Annotated in this window: 16 protein-coding genes and 1 riboswitch; of the genes, 4 read left to right on the top strand and 12 right to left on the bottom strand. The window is 44.3% G+C overall.

The annotated features are described in order from the left end of the window. Window positions 1-255 precede the first annotated feature (255 nt). Together Q0037_RS07950 and Q0037_RS07945 are read right to left on the bottom strand one after the other, a co-directional pair. On the bottom strand, window positions 256-651 hold the full coding sequence (locus tag Q0037_RS07950; RefSeq protein ID WP_297517104.1) for a DUF3127 domain-containing protein: 396 nt from the start codon (window positions 649-651) through the stop codon (window positions 256-258). Between the two features lie 29 nt (window positions 652-680). Continuing rightward, on the bottom strand, window positions 681-1,562 hold the full coding sequence (locus Q0037_RS07945; protein ID WP_297517103.1) for a flavin reductase family protein: 882 nt from the start codon (window positions 1,560-1,562) through the stop codon (window positions 681-683). Window positions 1,563-1,761: 199 nt separating this feature from the next. Here Q0037_RS07945 and Q0037_RS07940 point away from each other — a divergent pair, with 199 nt between their 5' ends. Further along, the gene (locus Q0037_RS07940; RefSeq protein ID WP_297517102.1) at window positions 1,762-2,910 is read left to right on the top strand and encodes a PAS domain-containing sensor histidine kinase; all 1,149 of its coding nucleotides are present in this window, start codon (window positions 1,762-1,764) and stop codon (window positions 2,908-2,910) included. A 611-nt stretch (window positions 2,911-3,521) separates the two neighbouring features. Further along, window positions 3,522-4,205: an Abi family protein gene (locus Q0037_RS07935; protein WP_297517101.1), complete on the top strand. Its 684-nt coding sequence runs from the start codon at window positions 3,522-3,524 to the stop codon at window positions 4,203-4,205. 606 nt (window positions 4,206-4,811) lie between these two features. On the opposite strand, the gene Q0037_RS07930 is transcribed toward Q0037_RS07935, so the two are convergent. Together Q0037_RS07930 and greA are read right to left on the bottom strand one after the other, a co-directional pair. Continuing rightward, window positions 4,812-5,201: an HIT family protein gene (locus Q0037_RS07930; RefSeq protein ID WP_297517100.1), complete on the bottom strand. Its 390-nt coding sequence runs from the start codon at window positions 5,199-5,201 to the stop codon at window positions 4,812-4,814. A 4-nt stretch (window positions 5,202-5,205) separates the two neighbouring features. After that, the gene (gene greA, locus Q0037_RS07925; protein WP_297517099.1) at window positions 5,206-5,682 is read right to left on the bottom strand and encodes a transcription elongation factor GreA; all 477 of its coding nucleotides are present in this window, start codon (window positions 5,680-5,682) and stop codon (window positions 5,206-5,208) included. Between the two features lie 195 nt (window positions 5,683-5,877). On the opposite strand from greA, the gene Q0037_RS07920 reads away from it, so the two are divergent. Further along, the gene (locus Q0037_RS07920) at window positions 5,878-6,300 is read left to right on the top strand and encodes a hypothetical protein (RefSeq protein ID WP_297517098.1); all 423 of its coding nucleotides are present in this window, start codon (window positions 5,878-5,880) and stop codon (window positions 6,298-6,300) included. Window positions 6,301-6,335: 35 nt separating this feature from the next. Here the strand turns inward: Q0037_RS07920 and Q0037_RS07915 are convergent, their stop codons facing one another. The 6 genes from Q0037_RS07915 to Q0037_RS07890 form a co-directional block, all read right to left on the bottom strand. Next, entirely contained in the window at window positions 6,336-8,456 is a 2,121-nt protein-coding gene (locus Q0037_RS07915; RefSeq protein WP_297517097.1) for a TonB-dependent receptor, read from the bottom strand. Window positions 8,457-8,546: 90 nt separating this feature from the next. Beyond that, window positions 8,547-8,641: riboswitch (TPP riboswitch) on the bottom strand. Window positions 8,642-8,683: 42 nt separating this feature from the next. Then, the gene (gene arfB / locus Q0037_RS07910) at window positions 8,684-9,085 is read right to left on the bottom strand and encodes an alternative ribosome rescue aminoacyl-tRNA hydrolase ArfB (protein ID WP_297517096.1); all 402 of its coding nucleotides are present in this window, start codon (window positions 9,083-9,085) and stop codon (window positions 8,684-8,686) included. Continuing rightward, window positions 9,082-11,205, bottom strand: a complete 2,124-nt coding sequence (locus tag Q0037_RS07905; RefSeq protein ID WP_297517095.1) for a DUF4301 family protein — start codon at window positions 11,203-11,205, stop codon at window positions 9,082-9,084. Before Q0037_RS07905 ends, arfB begins: the two co-directional genes overlap by 4 nt. Further along, window positions 11,166-11,786 carry a nicotinamide riboside transporter PnuC gene (gene pnuC / locus Q0037_RS07900; RefSeq protein ID WP_297517094.1) on the bottom strand — a complete coding sequence of 207 codons (621 nt, stop codon included), beginning with the start codon at window positions 11,784-11,786 and terminating at the stop codon, window positions 11,166-11,168. The genes Q0037_RS07905 and pnuC overlap by 40 nt, the downstream gene beginning before the upstream one ends. A 77-nt stretch (window positions 11,787-11,863) precedes the next feature. After that, on the bottom strand, window positions 11,864-12,580 hold the full coding sequence (locus Q0037_RS07895; RefSeq protein WP_297517093.1) for a geranylgeranylglyceryl/heptaprenylglyceryl phosphate synthase: 717 nt from the start codon (window positions 12,578-12,580) through the stop codon (window positions 11,864-11,866). Continuing rightward, complete coding sequence (locus tag Q0037_RS07890) at window positions 12,580-13,209, bottom strand: 4'-phosphopantetheinyl transferase superfamily protein (protein ID WP_297517092.1); 630 nt, start codon at window positions 13,207-13,209, stop codon at window positions 12,580-12,582. Before Q0037_RS07890 ends, Q0037_RS07895 begins: the two co-directional genes overlap by 1 nt. Before the next feature lie 266 nt (window positions 13,210-13,475). Here Q0037_RS07890 and ahcY point away from each other — a divergent pair, with 266 nt between their 5' ends. Then, a complete protein-coding gene (gene ahcY, locus Q0037_RS07885; protein ID WP_297517091.1) occupies window positions 13,476-14,792 on the top strand; it encodes an adenosylhomocysteinase in 1,317 nt (438 codons plus the stop codon). Between the two features lie 303 nt (window positions 14,793-15,095). On the opposite strand, the gene Q0037_RS07880 is transcribed toward ahcY, so the two are convergent. Both Q0037_RS07880 and Q0037_RS07875 read right to left on the bottom strand, forming a co-directional pair. Next, entirely contained in the window at window positions 15,096-17,000 is a 1,905-nt protein-coding gene (locus Q0037_RS07880; RefSeq protein ID WP_297517090.1) for a S9 family peptidase, read from the bottom strand. A 101-nt stretch (window positions 17,001-17,101) separates the two neighbouring features. Next, on the bottom strand, window positions 17,102-20,272 hold the full coding sequence (locus tag Q0037_RS07875; RefSeq protein WP_297517089.1) for a reprolysin-like metallopeptidase: 3,171 nt from the start codon (window positions 20,270-20,272) through the stop codon (window positions 17,102-17,104). Between the last annotated feature and the right edge of the window lie 23 nt (window positions 20,273-20,295).

The following is a 20,295-nucleotide window of genomic DNA, read 5'->3' as shown; positions in this document are numbered from 1 at the left end:
GTCGGAACTAATCACCCAGAAGTTTCAGGACCAATCACTATTCCCCCTTTGGGGGCTAGGGGGCTAATCACCCCCGAAGTTTCGGGGCTAGTCACTAATGACTAACGACTAATGTCTAATGTCTAACGACTAATATAACAAATTCCAAACCCTAGCGCCTACACAATAGAATTTGGAATTGGATTGATTTTAAGCCTGATAGTTACCGGTTCCAACTTTAAACCTACCTACGGCAGGCAGGCCTGAAACAACAAATTAGAACGGCAAATCGTCGTGTTCTTCTTCGTTGAAACTCGTCGCGGGTTCAAAAGCGGGTGCGGCGGGCATCGCAGGAGCGGCTTGCGCCATGGGTTGACCGCCTTGTGCAGGCGCTTCTGCGGCAACACGTTCGATACGCCATCCTTGAATCGAATTAAAATATTTGGTTTCGCCTTGGGGACTCACCCACTCGCGACCGCGTAAGTTGATGGAAACCTTGACGGGTTCTCCTACTTGATAACTGTCTAATAAATCACACTTGTCTTGCGTAAACTCCACCATAATGTGTTGAGGATACTGCTCTTCGGTCGTGACGACCAATTCTCTTTTTCGGAAAGTGGGGCTCACCTGCTGAACGGCATTAATCACTTTTACTCTTCCTGAAACTTCCATAATCGTTGTTGAATTAATAATACATAAATTTAGTGTACTCGTGGCGCCAAGAGGGTTTTCCATGCGGCGTCAACCGCTCCGGCATCGAGAAAAGCTTTGGCTTTGAGGTGCACTTGCTCCTCATCGGCGGAGCTTAATGCGGCTTTTACCGGCAAATTCTCTTTCACAAATATAGCAATTTCCGCTTCGGTAGGCAAGGCTTCGACATTTCCTAATTTGCCCAAATCATTCCCATCAAAGACGGCGCTTTCACGCACAAAGGAAGGAATGGCATCGACCCCTATCCCCAGCGTCGCCAAGGGTTTTTCAACTTCAAACAAGCCTGCATTGGCCCGCGAATACCAATTGCCTCCCAAGCGAGCCACCAAGTCAATCTTTTCGGGATCGATGGTGCCTTTGGCATCCAAGACCGCTTCGTTGATATGAATTTTGACGACTTCGCAAATGATTAAATTCCCCGCACCGCCTTCGGTACCTAGGGCAATAATTTCATTGACTTTACATTCCAATTGCACCGGACTCTCCTGCACGCGATAGGGTTTGACCACCTGCGAGGGCACAGCGGTAAAGCCGGCTTTCACAAACTCGTTGACGCCGTCGGGGTATTCGGTACTCGAAAGCGACATTTGTTGCACCATAGCGTAATTGACCACATTGATCACCACTTCGCGGGTGTCTTGGCAGTTGATCAAGGTGTGTTTAATGGTGTTATCGCGAACGCGTCGGGCGGGAGAAAATACCAGTATGGGGGGATTGGCACTGAACAAATTAAAAAAGCTAAAGGGCGACAAATTGGGATTCCCTTGGGCATCGACGGTACTGGCAAAGGCGATGGGTCGGGGACCGATAGCCCCTTGCAAATAGCCTTGAATTTGTACCGGAGTAAGCGTTTTTGGGTCTAAAGTAAGCATGGGTAAACGTTTGAAGCAAAGATAACCAAATTTCGCACACGGTGCTGAGAAGCAGGGGCCGCGCGAGGGATCGAAACAAGGTACCGCGTACCGTGAAGCGCCCGACCCCGACCGTGCGGTTTCTGGCGTTGGGCAAGGAATTGCATTCGGGGACGCGCCACAATGAAAAAAATAGTTATTTTTAGAAAAAAATCCTTGCATGCAGTTTTCTGATCGTCGCGCGGTGACCCGATGGATAATTATTGCCACGTCGTTTGTGATTGTGTCCCTGATTTTGTGGAATACCTATGCCTTTTTTCAGATATTTAAGGAGGAGGAACGGGTGAAGATGCAGCAGTGGGCGCTGGCGCAAAAAACGTTGGCCAATGCCGATATTGATGCTGATATCACGTTGCCGTTTGAAATCATTCAGAACGCGCACATCCCCATCATCGTCACGCAAGAGGGGAAAATTGTGAACCACATCAACATTGACCCGGCGCTAGAAAAGAACCCACTGCAAATGCAGGCGATGTTGGAAAATTTGAAGTCGCAAAACGACCCTATCAAAATGGAATACGTTCCAGGGAAGTTTCAGTACCTCTATTACGGCGACTCGGATTTGCTGAACAAGTTGAAATACTATCCGGCGGCTTTGTTATTGATTATTTTCTTGTTTGCCGCGGTGGTGTACAACTTTTACCGCAGTACCAAGATGGCTACGCAAAACAAATTGTGGGCGGGGATGGCGAAGGAGACGGCGCATCAAATTGGCACGCCCTTGTCGTCGTTGATTGGTTGGCTCGAGTACTTGAAAGCGGAGGGCACGGTGACCGAATCGACGCTTATGGAAATTGAAAAGGACATTGTGCGATTGCAAGTGATTACGGATCGGTTTTCGAAAGTGGGATCAGAACCGGTACTGGAAACCTTGGACTTGGTGGCGGAAACTCGTGCGTCGTTTGATTATTTACAAGCGCGATTTTCGAATCAAGTTCAATTCACTTTTACCGCTCCCGAGGGGCCGCTATGGGTTGCTATTAATCCCGCGCTCCACAGTTGGACCATCGAGAACCTCATGAAAAATGCGATCGACGCGATGCGGGGCAGAGGCACTTTGGAGGTGGCCATTGAAAACGACGGTACGCACTACAAAATCAACGTTACCGATAACGGCAAAGGGATTCCGAAAAATCAGTTTCGCAAGGTTTTTGAACCCGGCTTTACCACCAAAAAACGGGGCTGGGGCTTGGGACTTTCATTGACCAAACGCATCGTGGAAGATTACCACAAAGGAAAAATTCGGGTGCTACATTCCGAAATCGGCAAAGGCACGACAATGCAGGTGGTGTATGGGGTGGCCCCCTAACCCCCAAAGGGGGAATGGTTGGTAGATGTTGGACGTTAGACTTTAGAGTGATTAATGATTAGTGATTAGTGGTCGTTAGACGTTGGTCCTCGAACTTGGGAGGGATTTATTTATTGGAATTTCAGTGTAAACGTGGAAAGGGTTTAAAAGTGTATTGTGAGCCGTTTATGAATGAAGCATTACTTTTCTCTTGCTTCTCTATTCTAATTTTTACCGCAAAGTCACAAAGTAGTCGCAAAGTTCGCAACGATTTAAGTAGGTAAAGACGCGGCCCTTGGCCGACTTAATTTTTCTTAATCATTATCGGCTATGTGTATAACCTTAATTTCTTAATGTTTAAAAATTTTGGAGCACAAAGGCACAAAGTTGCACAAAAGTGTTTAGTGGAAAAGTGGAATGGGTTTAAAAGTGTATTGTGAGCCGTTTATGAATCACGTTCTTCTTTTTTCTTTGCCACAAAGGCACTAAGCCGCGAAGGGTTAGCCCATGAAAAACAAAAACCCCGATGGATGCAGAGCAGCGCCAAACGGGGAATAACAATTCAAAGATAATTTATATATTTGAAAATCAATAGCTATACGCCATAATTTAACATTACAAGCCGAATTACAATGCATTATGATCAATTTGAAACTTTAATATCTGCGCCTCGTTTAGCCCGTTATTGGCAATCATGCAAGGCTTCAACATCCCAAACGCAACAACTTTATAAGGCAAATATTCGATTATCCCAATCTTTTTTGGGGGTGCTTAGTATTTTTGAAGTGGTACTAAGATATAAAATTGACCAATGTTATAAAATCACTTTTTTTGATCAAAATGGAGCCGACGAATGGTTAGTTAACGCCATTCATAACGGTGGTTTCTTGACTCAAAAAGGATGTGAAAAGTCATTGGTAAAAATTCAAGCAGCCTATAACAAGTTGGGCAAGCAATATACTCATGACAAGTTAGTAGCTGAATTAAGCTTTGGTGTCTGGGTATTTCTTTTTGCAGGCAAGCAATACCAAGCAGGTGGTAATATCTTATTGAGCATTTTTCCTAAGCGTCCCCATAAATTAAATCAAAAGGTGATTTATCAAAAATTAAATCAAATTAATTCGTTGCGAAACCGAGTCGCACATCATGAACCCATTTGTTTTGGTCCAACTACTACGATTAGTGCAAATTATGCCCGCCTCCATTTTCAGCATATTGTTGATTTATTAACTTGGATGGATGTGGATGCTAATACTTTATTTGAAGACATTTTTTTGTGTACGAATGAAATGGATGCTCTAGAAAGATTTGAATAGATATAACAAGAATTTTTTTATAGTGTACTTTACCCCGAGGTCGTAGATATAGTTTTCAGTCGCATTGGGAAGGGGTGACTGGTAAGTAGACGTTAGAATTTAGTCGTTAGACGTTGGCTCTCGAACTTCGGGAGGGATTTATTTATTGGAATTTCAGTGTAAAAGTGGAAAGGGTTTAATAGTGTAGCAGTAATTACGTTTGAAAGATCATTTTTAAATTTTCAAATTACCTCATTTTCAAATAGAAGTTTAAAAGTGTAGTACGTACCTTTTATAAATGAAGCATTTCTTTTCTCTTGCTTCTCTCTTCTAATTTTTACCGCAAAGTCACAAAGTAGTCGTAAAGTTCGCAACGATTTAAGTAGGCAAAGACGCGGCCCTTGGCCGACTTAATACCCTTAATTTTATGCGGTTTGGTAAGTGTTCTTTATTTCTTAATGTTTAAAAATTTTGGAGCACAAGGTTTCACAAAGTTAGTTTAGTGTAAAAGTGGAAAGGTTTAAGAGTGCAGCATTGACTTCGATTGAACGGACATTTTCAAATCTTCAAATTGACACATTGTCTTATTGTCTCATTAAAAAAACCACCGTTTCCGATGGTTTTCCTTTATACTTTTTCTGCGATATTTTGTGCCAATGCCGAAAATTCTTCGGAGGTGAGACTCGTTTTGCGTTGAAAGCGCATATCGTCCATGTCTTGCAGCGGTATGAGATGCACGTGCACGTGGGGAACTTCGAGTCCAACCACCGCCACACCGATGCGTTTGCATTCCACGGTTTGTTCCAAGGCTTTGGCTACCTTACGGGAAAACTGCATGAGTCCGAGGTAGTGTTCTTCTTCCATATCAAACAGCTTGTTGATTTCCTGTTTGGGGATACACAAGGTATGTCCTTTGGCATTGGGATTGACATCCAAAAACGCCAAGTAGCGGTCGTCTTCGGCTACTTTATAGCAGGGAATTTCGCCATTTACAATTTTGGTGAAGATACTACTCATATAGTTAGTCGCGCGAGATTTCTAAGATTTCAAACTTCAAGGTACCGTTAGGAACAGTGATTTCCGCTACCTCGCCTACTGATTTTCCAAGTAATCCTTTCCCAATCGGAGAAGTTACTGAAATCTTACCCGTTTTTAAGTCGGCTTCACTTTCGGCCACCAAGGTGTATTTCATCTCCATGCCGTTGGCTTGATTTTTTATTTTTACCTTCGAAAGCACCAATACTTTGGACACGTCCAATTGTGATTCATCGATCAAACGGGCGTTGGCATACAATTCCTCCATTTTGGCAATACGCATTTCCAATAACCCTTGGGCTTCTTTCGCCGCATCGTATTCGGCATTCTCCGATAAGTCGCCTTTATCGCGGGCTTCGGCAATGGCTTGTGAAGCTTTCGGGCGCTCTACGGATTTCAAATATTCCAATTCGTCTTTTAATTTCTTTAATCCTTCTGCGGTGTAATACGATACATTACTCATAATCAATTTTTTTACTTTAGTATATCAAAAGCCGTTGTTTCAACGTTTCATAAAATAGAAAAAATCCCATCGCGACGGGATTTCTTCCTCCAAAGATATATTTTTTTGATGAATTAATTCCTATTTTTGTTGTGTTGTAGAACGCAAATATACGCAAATTGTAGGCGTAAAATCAAGTTAAAACGAATATTTACCATGAAAAAAGGGATGTACTTACTGTGTTTACTGGGGTTACTTACCGGTTGCTCTCGAGAGCAATTCAACAATGAAAATCCGTTTTTACCCAACTATGCGTTTTCCATGAGTTTGGACACCAATTTGGCTAATTACAATCCTTTGCTTTTTGCCGGAAATAGCATTCGTGTGTTTCCCGTCAACGGGCCAGCCAATGGGGTGATTGTTTTTTACACCGGTGGGCAATACAATGCGTTTGATGGCTCTTGTCCCAACCAAAACATCTCCAGCTGTTCCCGTCTAACGTTATCGGGTTCCAATGCACAATGCGAATGCGAAGGGGAGAATTACAATCTTTTCACAGGACAAGCACCCAACAAACCTTACAGCTTAAAACTGTATCAGGTGCAAGTCGCCGGAAATATCATCACTGTTTTCAATTAATAAAAAAAGCCGGCTTTCACCGGCTTTTTGCTTATTTAAAACTGCATCGTGAGTCCTACCAAGAAATTGCGTCCCGCCTGCGGATAATAATACGGAAACACATCCCACATATATCCGTTGGAGACATAGGTTTTGTCCAAAATATTATTGACCAATCCGTTGACCGTTATCGTTCGGAAAACCGATTTGGGATTCCATGAATACGAGACATTAAAATCGTTGACAAAATAATCGGGCAAACGCGCTTCAGGACGCTCCAAGTTGTTCATGAACTGCTCCCCCACAAACTTACTCAACCAGGTAAGATGTAAATTCTTCACCGGTTCAAACAGCAATAAGTTTCCTGCTATAAGATTGGGGGAATAAGCGATGGCCGTGTTTCCTATTGCTACACCATTATTCGTTAAATCAATATTTTGGTTTTGACTTATCGTAAAATTGGGTTTCCAAATCCACTGCTTCGATAAAGCAATAGTGGCATCGACCTCCAAGCCCAAACGGTAACTGCGCTCGCTATTGGAACGCACCGGACTCCCCACATCGTCAAGAGCTCCTGTTAAAATCAACTGGTCGCGGTAGAGCATATAATACACGTTGGCATTGAATTGCACTTTGGACGCTTCGTAGCGCCACCCCAATTCAAAATCGTTGAGTTTTTCGGGACGTACATTACCTTCCTCATAGTCGGTGCGATTGGGTTCGCGGTTGGCTCTTGCATACGAGAAATAAAGAATATTTTTGGTGTTCACCGCATAATTCACCCCTACTTTGGGATTAAAAAAGTTGAAGGTATCATCGACCAAGGTCGGTTGTACCCCATTGGCTTTGTAATTTACGCGACGGTATTGCACATCCCCGTAAACACTCCATTGGGAGGTTACATCATAAGTCGCTTTGGCAAATACATTGCCATCGGTTTTGATGCCGTAGTCGTTGTAGTACTCATCGCCCAACTCCGACGTTGAGGCAAAGCGCGCCCAAATCACCCGCCCGAAATGCAAACCCTCGTATTTATTCCATCCCCCGCCAAGAATCAAGTCAAACTTCTCTTTTTTGTAATTGGCTGAAAAGGTTGTTCCATAAAAATCGTTGTCTAACCATTTTTGACGGATAAGGTCTGTGCTTGTTTGTCCCGCCACCGGTGCGAGTCCGTACTCGGCAAAATCGGCATCTTCTTTGTAATTTTCAAAATACCCTTTTCCTTTGGTGTAATGCAAGGCAACGTTGGTACTCCAGCGGTCATTCCAGCGCTCACTCCAATGCAATTGCGCATGATCTTGTTGGTAATTATCGGTTTCATTATCGTAAAAACGGGTATTTCCAAATTCGTCAGTAAAAATTCCGGCCGAGTTAAACGTACGGTCTATCGCCATGGTAGGACCATCGATCCCGTTCCAAGACTGATAGGTACGTTCGCGTCCACCAAATACCAATCCTTTAATTAAGGTGGTTTTGCCGACATAGGTTCCTTGCAAGAAATACGACTTCAGGTCGGCACTCGCGCGGTCCACATAGCCGTCGGAGGCAATTTGCGAAAGCCGTCCTGCAATTTCAAAACGGTCATTCATCAATCCGGTGCTAAATTTTACCGTGTGCTTGCGGGCATTAAAACTTCCAAACGAGTTAGCAATTTCTCCCGTGCCTTTTTTGGAATACGAATCAGTAAGCAAGTTCAAACTCGCTCCGAAGGCCCCTGCACCGTTGGTTGAGGTCCCCACTCCGCGTTGTAATTGCATACTTTGAACGGACGAGGCAAAATCGGGCATGTTTACCCAGAAGGTACCGTGACTTTCCGAGTCATTGTAGGGAATCCCGTTGATGGTTACATTGACACGGGTGGCATCGGTCCCCCGAACGCGAATGCCCGTGTACCCAAAACCGTTTCCTGCGTCGGAGGTGGTTACTACCGAAGGCATATAATTCATCAAAATAGGAATGTCCTGTCCCAAGTTGCGACTGGCAATGTCTTTTTGGGTAAGGTTACTGAAGGTGACCGGTGTTTTTTTGTTTACACGTACGGCCTTGACCAACACTTCATCCAGTTGATTCACTTGGGTAGAGTCGTTGGACTTTTGCTGGGCACTAAGCCACAGCGGACCGAGAAGTAGCGTCAAGAAGACTGCTGCTTTCAAGGATTTAACATAGGAATTTTCCATTCGTAAAAAAAGGTTTACGAATAACTGGGGTACATTATTCTTTGGTTAAAAAATGATTGTACTGGCCCGACATCGACGAAGGCGCGCTTCTTCTACCGCTGTCTTTTTTTCCTTGGCAGCATTACCTGCCCAGGTTCAATGGGTATGATCTCAGCTCGTTATTTTGAGCACCCCGATGAGACGGCACAAAGGTAAATTAATTTCTCGGGGAATTGCAAACCCTTCTTTTAAAAATTCGGCTTACGACGATTTTGTTTGATTTCGGATTTGGATTTCTTGGCCGCTAGGCGTTCCATTTTGACACTAAATGGAATGTTTGTTGCCTTTCGGGGCTTGGGTACTTCAAGGGCTTGGGCCACCAAACGAAGGAGTTTTTTCTCGGCATTGGTGCGGTTTTTCAACTGACTTCGGTCGGCTTCAGAGCTAATTTGTAGCACCCCTTCGTTGGAGATACGGGCAGCTAGTTTTTCCATTATCTGAATTTTCTCCTGTGCCCCCACAGCTTGGGAAGCCTGAACATCCCAGGTCAACACCGCTTTGGAGGCCACTTTGTTTACGTTTTGACCACCAGCACCGCTGCTGCGTACGGCTTTAAATTGAAGTTCTGCGAGAAGTATTTCTGAATTCATGAACGGGGTTGGTGGGCCGGTTTCAATAAATCATTGACCGTTTTTACGGGATTAAACGTTTCCAAGGGGACTTCCACAAAAAGGGTAATCCATTTAGCCATAGCGCCATTCCACAATCCTGGCAATTCAAAAGCTTTCAGCGAACGACCGTCTTTGTTTTTTTCGACGATAAATCCGGTATGCGGATCCACAAATCGGGTTAGGTCAAAATTGCGCCCTTGAAAATCGCGAATGCCACACACCAAATCCACGGGGTTGAAATGGGTGGCTTGCTCCATAATGAAGCGCTGGTTTTTTTCAATTTGTGACGACTCAATAATTTGCAAAAACACACGGCCTTTCTGATCGCGCACCCAGAATGGACCTCCCCCAGGTTCGCCTTCATTTTTGACCATCCCGCACACCCGAATGGGGCGGTTAAGGGCTTCCATCAAATAGTCAATCTTGCTTTCGCGGGTATATTTTGGGAAGTCTTCGGTTATTTCCATCAACAGTTTCTGACTCACAAACTGGGCGATTTCGTGGAGCATTTCGAGGGTAACCTGGTCTTGATGTAAGTATTTTAAATAGCGGAAAACGGTTTCTTGCACTTGCAATAAAACACCCCCAAGGGCTTTCTTGTACAAAGCGATTTGGGCGGTGTAATTGTGCGATACGTTGTCAATATTTTTGACAAAAACAATATCGGCGTTCAAGCAATTCATGTTTTGAATTAGTGCGCCGTGCCCGCCAGGACGAAATACGATGGCATCATGCTTATCGCGAAAAGGCTTACCATCAGGGGTGAGTGCAATAACGTCGGTTGCTTTGTTTTGATAGGAGTAGTTCACTTGAATAGATACCCCATACATCGCTTCAATTTTCGGCTTAACCGTTTCTACAATAGATTCAAATTGCGACTGGTACTCCTCCGACACGGTAAAATGCACTTTTGATTTTCCATCGGCATGGGCATAGAGTACGCACTCCAACAAATGTTCCTCAATGGGCGTTATACTGACTGAGCCCTGTTGATGAAAAGGCAAGACCCCTTTGGGTTTATTGGCAAAATCAAATTGCGATGCCGTCATTAAGGTTTTTATAAAATAATAATGCCGCTCATCGGTAGGTAGCGTATCATAATTCGGATACAAAGAACGGGTAGTATCGGTGACCTCCTTGAAAAAAGGGAATTTTTCAAGCGCGATTAAAAACAGGGCTAAGTCTTTATTTTTCGCGTGGTTGATGTAGGAGTTAATGGTATCCTTCCCGGGTTTGAAATCGTGCAAAAACTCGTTTAAAAATTTAAACATGCGACTCGCTGCGCCCGAAGCAGGAACGAATTTTTTAAGGCAAAAGGTTTCCTTTTTTTGTTCAAAATAAGTGGCGTAATTACGTGCTTCCTCTTCTGTCAAGGGTTGAATGCCATCATCGATCGTGGCAGCGCGTTCCAATTGAATCTTGGGCAAGCCATTTTTGAGGATGGAAAATTGGTAGCGCAATACCTCCCAATCCATTTTTCGGGTATGCATTTGCAAAAAGTCATGCGACGTAAAGCCCCATTGCAAGGCTTTTTCCAAATCGATAATCAATTGTTTGACTTGAGCCACTCGTGTTTCTAGAGCACCACTTAACTTGACATAAGGTTTTTGGTAGCGAATAAGTTGCGCTTCAAAAAACTGCAATGTTTCGGCACGATTATGGGGGCGATCGCGAAGGTCATCGGGTTCCCAAGGAACATCGATATCGGTGAGGAAAATAAGGTCGTATTTGTGCTTTTTAGCCGCCTTCTCCAATATAGGATCCACGGCGCCATAATACAATTCTCCAAACGCTTTGGTGACCAATACGGTGGTATCACAAAACAAAAAGCGACGGGCTTCTTGAAGTTTTTGGTTCTCCAACTGGATTTGTCCTATGGCAATGGGCAATAAATCATCAGGTTGACATAGTTCCCCTTTTCCATCCCATTTTTCTTGCAGGTAATCCCGCGCAAACTCAGGCGCCCAAACCGTATCAAAATCGGCGGCCAACTGCTGCGCAAGGGTTGTTTTTCCCGTTGATTCGGGACCGTAAAAGGCAATCCGTAAAACCGATTTTCCTAGGTTGAGGATGGGGTATTGTTTAAGATTTTCTTCCATTCGATGTAGGCTAAAACGGCCAAAACCGTGAATAGTAAATATTGTAGGGAGAGCATCCCAAGTCCGCGGTAGGCAAAAAGCGGAACAACGATGCAATCGCCGATAATCCAAAGGGTCCAGTTTTCAATCTTTTTCAACGCCATATACCACATGGCGGTAAAAAACAACCCTGAAGTAAAAATATCAATATAATTGGGAATTTCAAGGGAATAGTCAAAAAATTGGTAGACGCCATAGGTAACCAAAAGTGTGAAAACAAACAATCCGATACCGATGATTTTCTCGTTGAAGTTGGTGCGTGAAATGGGGAGCGAACCCGTTGCTGCCCCTTTGGACCAGCGGTACCAACCGTAAACACTCATGAGCGAATAATACACATTAATCGTCATGTCGCCAAAATACTGTGCTTGGTACAACAAATACACGGTAATGACGGTAGAAATGAGTCCGGTAGGATACACCCAAATGTTTTCCTTCTTGGCGAAATACACGCTTAAAATCCCCGTGACAAAAGCCAAAAACTCCAAAGTAATTTGGAGTGTCGAAGCGTTTTCATAGGATTTAAAAAAGAAGTCTAACATGGCATAGGGTTGCCCCGCAAAGGTATTGATTCTCGCTCATTTTCGAGAGGAAGATTTTGTAAAATGAAGGTCGGGATTTATGCCCCTAAAAAGAAATCGGGATTTTCCTCAAAAGCAGTTCCAATCACAACCATCGTGGCCCCTGCTTGATGGGCGGCTTGAATTTGAGCGAAGCTACGAATACCGCCACCCACAATCAATGGAATCGCTAACGATTGAGCTACCGTGGCAATCATTTCGAGGGGTACCGCATGTTGCGCCCCACTCCCCGCTTCGAGATAAATCAGTTTTTTACCCAACAATTGTCCTGCGAGTGCCGTCATTGCTACGTGTTGGGGATTATTACGCGCCAAAGGCTGTGTGCCACTCACACGTTGTACCGCAGTTTCCGTTCCGCTTTCAATGAGCAGATACCCTGTGGGAAGAATTTCTAAATCCGAATGTTGCAGCAGTGGCGCGGCCTTTACTTGATGTTCTATTAAGAATTCGGGATTGCGGCCTGAGAGTAAGGACAAGAACAAAATGCCGTCGGCGGCTTCGGTGATTTGGGCATAATCGCCGGGAAATAAAAGCACGGGCACGTTTGATGCTCGTTTCAACTCTTGCACCAAGGCTTCCAAATGCGGTCCTTCAAAGGTACTGCCTCCCACGAGTAGATGGGTGACCGGAGTCCCTTGGAGTCGTTGGCACAAATTGGCCACTTGCTCCGGTTGGGTTTTCTCGGGATCAATGAGTACCGCCAACAAGGGTTGTTGGTTTTGGTAGGCCGTAAATATGGAATCGTATACCTTCATTAGGTTTCAAAAGCGCATACAAAGATATAGTCTTCGCGCTGAATAAAATGTACCGGAAATAATTCCGTTTGGTGCTTAAAGTCCAAACGCGCCACCGTAGTCCCCTCGGCAGGTGCAAAGGGTTGTTCACTGATATGATTGGGGTAACTAATGCCTTTTTCATTTTTAATTTTGAACACCGCTTCTTTGATACTCCAAATGATGGTGGCTTTTTGGAGTTGTTCGGCGAGCGATAAACCCATTAAATGCGTATCTACATCCATAAATCGGGGGGCTATTTTGAGCACTTTAGGCCGCATGGCTTCAACGTCAAGACCGAGGTTTTCGTCACTGATGGCGACTGCCGCAAAGCCATAGGAATGGGAAATCGAAACGTGATGGCCATCAGACAAATGGGGTTTCCCACTGGTGTCGTAGGTGAGATCGGTATCGGCATATCCGAGATGCTGCAGCAAATGGCGTACGGCGAGAAACCCTTTTTGGTGGACTTCCGATTTGAGCTTGTGCAAGCGAATGAGGGAATAATCCTGTAAGGGAACTCCGGCAATCAAATGGTCTAAAGGCTCCTCAATTTTCCAGAGGTGCAATTGAGTTTGTGGACGGATGTGTATGGTTTCGTAAAATGGCATTTGTGCAATATATACTAGCCCCGATATCCCCGAAGTCTCGGGAGAAATCCTTTTTGGGGTGGTGGTAATGACGTGAATTTGATACGCTTGACAGCATCACCCCAAAAAGATTGCAACGGATAGCGGGAAATAGCTTCTTATTATTTTTCTGATTCTTAGCGGATTAAATCGGATTAACGATTCATAAAATTACATTAAAGTTTTTTATTTAGAAACTTAGTTTGTAATTTCGCACCCTCAAATATAAACACAAATATACACAATACATGAGTACGAAAACTGTGCCTTACGTGGCGTACAAAGTTAAAGACATTTCCCTTGCAGCCTGGGGACGTAAAGAAATTGAATTGGCAGAAGCTGAAATGCCAGGATTGATGGCATTGCGTGAAGAATATGGCGCTTCGCAACCGTTGAAAGGGGCGCGCATCGCGGGATGTTTGCACATGACCATTCAAACGGCGGTTTTGATTGAAACCTTAAAAGCGTTAGGAGCAGAAGTGACTTGGTCGTCTTGTAACATTTTCTCGACACAAGATCACGCAGCTTCAGCTATTGCTGCTGCGGGCATCCCCGTATATGCTTGGAAAGGGATGAACGAAGAAGAATTCGACTGGTGTATTGAACAAACCTTATTCTTTGGTGAAGATCGTCAACCGTTAAACATGATTTTGGATGATGGTGGAGATTTAACCAATATGGTATTTGACCGTTACCCCGAATTGATTGGTGGTATCAAAGGATTGTCGGAAGAGACAACAACAGGTGTTCACCGTTTGTATGAGCGTATGAAAAATGGTACCTTACACATGCCCGCGATCAACGTAAACGACTCGGTTACAAAATCGAAATTTGACAACAAATACGGTTGTAAAGAATCGGCTGTAGATGCGGTTCGTCGTGCAACTGACGTGATGTTGGCCGGGAAACGCGTCGTAGTTTGTGGCTACGGTGACGTAGGAAAAGGTACAGCAGCTTCGTTCCGTGGAGCTGGTTCTATCGTTACGGTAACTGAAATCGACCCTATTTGTGCATTACAAGCAGCCATGGACGGATTTGAAGTGAAAAAATTAGATACGGTTATCGCTACCGCTGATATCGTAATCACGACTACAGGAAACAAAGACATCGTAATAGGTCGTCACTTCGAGAACATGAAAGACAAAACGATCGTTTGTAATATCGGTCACTTTGATAACGAAATCGACATGGCGTGGTTGAATGCAAACCACGGCGAAACCAAAATCGAAATCAAGCCTCAAGTGGATAAATACAACGTAAACGGTAACGATATCATTATCTTGGCCGAAGGTCGTTTAGTGAACTTAGGTTGTGCTACCGGTCACCCCAGTTTTGTAATGAGTAACTCGTTTACCAACCAAACGTTGGCACAAATCGAATTGTGGAACAACAGTGCCAACTACAAAAATGAAGTGTACATGTTGCCGAAACATTTGGATGAAAAAGTAGCGGCCTTACACTTAGCGAAATTAGGTGTTGAATTGGAAACCTTAAACCACGAACAAGCCGAATACATTGGTGTTCAAGTGGAAGGACCTTACAAGCCAGAATATTATAGATACTAGTGGTTAGACTTAGACGTTAGACATTTGACATTAGTCTTTAGTCTCTAGCATTTAAAATTTAGAATATAAAATTCAAAATAATCAAAAGTCGTTTCTTCATGGAGGCGACTTTTTTTATGGCGTTCCCCCGATGAAAAAATAAGCGGTACAATGGAACAAAGTGCCATCGGGGTCAGGCTTTTCGCTGTATCTCCCGAAGGGTCGGGAGGATGCCGCTTCAATCCTTAACGCGAGGGGAGCAAAGAAGAAAGAGAAAAGAAAAAAGAGAAAAGAAAAAGCCAGTGCAAAACACTGGCTTTTCCACTATAAGGTTTCTTTCAACCATTTGTAAAATTCACGTTGCCAAACTATCGCATTTTGGGGTTTCAACACCCAGTGGTTTTCATCTGGGAAATACAAGAAGCGACTCTTGATTCCTTTCAACTGAGCCGCTTGGAAGGCTTCTTGTCCTTGTCCAATGGGCACACGGTAGTCTTTTCCGCCTTGAATAATTAAAATTGGCGTATTCCAATCGTTCACAAAGTTAATCGGGTTAAACTGACTGTAGGTTTTTTGCGCCACAGCATTGTCTTTCTCCCAATAGGGTCCGCCATGATCCCAATTATTGAAAAACACTTCTTCGGTGGTGCCGTACATACTTTCTAAGTTAAACACCCCACAATGGGAAATAAATGTTTTGAAACGGTTGTTGTGGATACCGGCCAAATAAAATACTGAATACCCGCCATAACTTGCGCCTACCGCACCCAAACGGGTTTTGTCGACATAGGCTTCTTTCGAAACATCATCAATCGCGGACAAATAATCTTGCATAACTTGACCGCCCCAATCTTTAGAGATTTGTTCGTTCCATGCCACACCATGGCCGTGCATTCCACGACGGTTGGGTGCCACAACAATATAGCCTTGTGAAGCCATTAAGGAGAAATTCCATCGGAACGAATAGGACTGCGTCAACGGCGACTGGGGTCCGCCCTGGCAATACAATAAGGTGGGGTATTTCTTTGTCGCATCAAAGTTGGGAGGCAAAATCACCCACACCAACATTTTCTTGTTATCGGTAGTTGTTACATAACGGCGCTCGTATTTGGGCAAATTCAAACTTGCATACGCCGCATCATTCACATGCGTAATTTGATTCCACGCTTTTGATTTTAAATCATAGCTATATACCTCAGCGGCATGGTTCATATCGGTGCGGGTTACAATTACTTTGCTCCCTGAAAATCCAACGATATCAGCCACATCAAAATCCCCATTCGTGACTTGTTTAACGGTTATGGCTATTTTGGTCAACCCAGGATTATTGACTTCGAACAATTGTTTTGTCCCGTCAGTTGCGGCTACAAAATAAATCTTTTTACCATCGGGCGCCCATAGGAAACTATCGACACTTCCATCCCAAGCAGCGGTTAGATTTACTTTCACTTGGTCATTGAGTCGAATGATGATGTCATTTTTGTCGGCTTCATACCCATCGCGTTGCATTTGCAAATACGCCAAAACCCCTTGTGCTGAAAAGGCGGGATTGGTATCATAGCCTAAGTTGCCTTCGGTTAAATTGCGTGTCGATTTGGTTTCGATGTTGTATTCATACAAATCGGTGTTGGTCGAAATGGCATAAGCGGTTCCCGCTTTCTTTTTACACACATAAATGATGGTATTGTTGGGCGACCAAATATAGTCTTCTTCCCCACCGTGCGGCTTTTGTGGAGCATCAAAAGGTTCGCCCGCCATGATGTCAAACGGTGTGGCTTTGGGGTCGTTGGCATCGGCAAAATACACGTGGTTGTGAGTGCCGTCGTTCCACGTATCCCAGTGGCGGTAATCGAGTCCGTTGTACACTTGCGCCAAAGACTTCTCCAATTCGGGATAAAAATCTTTCCCCAGAACTTTTTCGACTTTAGTTTCTTTTGTTGACAGAACATACTTCCCGTTGGGAGATAGATTACGATTGGCCACAAGGGATTCAGCATTTTGAACCTCCGTAGCGGCTCCCCCCGAAACGGGAACCGTATAATACTTGGACGATGACTTATTCTCGTCCACCGAGGGTGTAGATACTTTATACACGATGGACTGACCATCTTTGGAAATTCCTAAAACGGAAACGCGACCTAACCTCCAAAGCATTTCGGGCGTTAAGGTTTGCGCAGTTGCTGCAACACTCATAAGACTTAGGATTAGTATACCTATTTTTTTATTCATAATTCAAAAGGTTTAGTTGGAAGGAATATAAGATTCCGCCTTAAAAGTAATAAAAAAACCACTCCAAAGAGTGGTCTTTATTGGGAATTGAAAAACGGATATTATTGTTTGATAAATCGTTTTGTAGCGGCTCCTTCAGGAGTAGAAACTTCCAAAAGATAGGTGCCTGGCGCAAGGTTTTGCACTTCAATACCTTCGCCTTGGGTGGTGCCGCGTTGTACTTCTTGACCCATTACATTCACAATGCGGTAAGAAGCCTCTTGCGTTAAGTCGGCAATATACAATACATCACGCACAGGGTTTGGATATACCTTCATTGCCAACTCCGAGGTACTTTCTTCACCACGAGCCGTAGCGGTGATATTCACTGTATAATCTTCTACTTGACCTAAAGCGAAAATCTCACAAGCCGTTGGTACCGCATTGTATTTCATGGAAACACGCATACGCGTTGTACCCAAAGCAGCTGTTGTTGGAATGGTAAATGACCCTGAAATAGGTGTTGTAGTGGTCGCATTACGAGAAAATACTCTTTCCCCAGTATCCAAGAAATCACCATCTCGGTTTAAGTCAATAAATACAGCATACCCTTCCCGATATCGTGTAGAAGTCCAAGTGGGAGTAATCGTGATGGTATTGGCTACGCCACGCACTAAATTTGTCGATAATGCAGTAAAATTTTCATAGCCCGCTGTACCTGTAGAAGTGTTATTAATGGTTCTCAATTGAACACGTCCAATTCGTTCATTGGCAGTACTGTTTCCTTGGGAAGCACAATACGTAACTGAAGCTGTTAAAGTAGTCACGGTAACCGTATTACTATTTGCCGAAACGTTACCGGCTGCATCTTTAGCGCGAACGTTAAAGGTATAGGTTGTAGCAGCTGTCAATCCAGTTACGGCAAACGTAGTGCTTGCGGTTGATCCGATTAAAGTAGTGCCGCGGAATACATCGTACCCTGTCACAGCTACGTTATCGGTAGCGCCTGTCCAAGACAAATTGGTACTGGTTGCTGTTGTCCCTGATGCTGACAACGTAGGCGCCGTAGGCGCAGTAGTATCAGGCGCAGTGGTTGTTACAGACACAGGATTGCTGGCGACAGAAACATTACCAGCAGCATCTTTGGCACGAACCGTGAAAGAGTACGTAGTCGCTGGTGTCAACCCTGTTACTGCAAACGTAGTAGCGGCAGTAGAACCCAACAAAGTAGTGCCTTGGAACACATCATATCCAGTTACCGCTACGTTATCGGTAGCGCCTGTCCATGATAAGTTGGTTGAAGTTCCCGTTGTTCCTGAAGCACTTAAAGTCGGTGCCGTTGGTGCTTGCGTATCGGCAACACCCGAAACAATAGTGAAGTTGGCATTGGAAACATCAAAGAAAATATGGTTGGTTCCTTTTACCATAATACGACAGGTCGTACTCGGTGTATTTGGAATAGTAACGGCTTGCGTTCCATCGTTGGGCGTAGCCGCTAATAAAGTTGACCATGAAGAGCCTCCATCTGTAGAGAGCATGATATCGACATTGGCACAATTCACCCCATTGGCCGTAGTTCCTGCCACATTCCAAGTAATGGTTTGAGTCGAACCGCCACTATACGAAACAGCCGTGTTGGGAGCTGTTACGGTAAATGGACCAGCGGTACCATTCACGGTGACAATCATATCGTCACTATTGTTATTTCCACCACCGACACGGTTATCGCGAACGGTCAAACGGAAGTTCATCGTACGCGCCACTGAAGGCAACGCTTCTACTGTAATTTCAGTTCCTGAAGTAGTTGTGGCTCCTGCTAGGATCGATTGCATTCTTGGGAAGTAACGCACAGGAGAAGTAGACGAATTATACGAACGGAACGTAGGACCGCTGGTACGGGTAGCACTAGCCGCCGAACTCGCCCCTGTAGCCGTTGAAGCGGCGTTGTCAAACTGTTCCCAATTGTACGTGATTACATCGCCATTGGTATCTGAACCAGCACCCGTTAACATGAAAGGAGTGCTACGTGGAATCGTATAATCCAAACCGGCATTAGCAGTAGGTACCGCATTTCCGGTAGGCGTATTTACTGAACACGTTTTGGCTTTAATATTGTTGGTCACTTGCTGAATACTAAACGCATGAAAATAGACATCGGAATTGGGTTGCACGTCTTGACTGGTAATTCCGGCATACCCCATGATAGTTGACCCCGAACCCGGTTCCATGTTGGCACCTGTACCTTCATTATTCATTGAAAAAGTATGGTTAGCTCCAAATTGGTGACCCATTTCGTGCGCTACATAATCGATATCAAAAATATCGCCTGTCGGAATGGTACCTGATGTAAAAGCACTTCCTTTTCCAGTACTACAAATACAACCAATACATCCGGCATTTCCATTATTGGAAGCTCTCACGAACAAATGGCCTACATCATAATTCGCATCGCCAATCACCGAAGTTAAAGTGGATTGCAATTGACTGTTGTAGCTCGTGGTATAGGGATCTGTAGCAGCATCGGTATAAATGACCAAGTCGGTATTGGCAATCAACACCATACGCGCATTGAAGTCATTTTCAAAAACCCCATTGACACGTGTCATGGTATTATTTACAGCAGCTAGCGCTAAGGCTTTTGTTCCACCAAAATAAGCAGTATACTCACCCGTACATGACAAAGCTAAGCGGTAGGTACGCAATACACCATCATCGGCATTAGGGCGCGCTTCCATACTGTTGGTCAAGACTTGAGCCATGGGTTCATCATCAACCAAACAACGGAAGGTATCCGCAGCAATGTAAGATCCTTTTTGAAAAATAGTATAGGTACTTAAATCTTCCGTTAGGGGTTCGATAAACTCAGCTTTGCGATCGGCACCCAATACCATCGATTTAAACCCTAGCGGAGAAACACTAAAATAGGCCGTTAACGTTGGATTATTAACACCGTACCCGATATACGACTTAATTTCAGGATATTGTACGGCTAAAGCGGGATCCATATTGGAATTTTCAAACACTTGAAAACGTTCCATTACCCCTTTACTGTTGGGAATTTCGACAATTACAGCACTCGAACGACCCGTAAAGTTACGTTGGGGTGCGGCTTGTAAGGCTGCTTTAAAATCATTGACGCGCAATTGCATCACATTTTGCTCTGGAAGTTGCATACGACTCTCAAGCAGGGTTGCATTTCCACGCGAGGCCGGACTCCAAAACGAACCCTTTTGCTGTGCCGAAACGAAACCGACAAAGGCCAAAAGAGCAACAGTTAGTAATCTGTACTTCATATTCATTCGCTTTTTTTAGGTTA

Source organism: Flavobacterium sp. (assembly GCF_027482425.1).
Lineage (GTDB): Bacteria > Bacteroidota > Bacteroidia > Flavobacteriales > Flavobacteriaceae > Flavobacterium.
The sequence above is the reverse complement of the archived record's forward strand: the minus strand, read 5'-3'. Positions and strand labels throughout refer to the sequence as shown.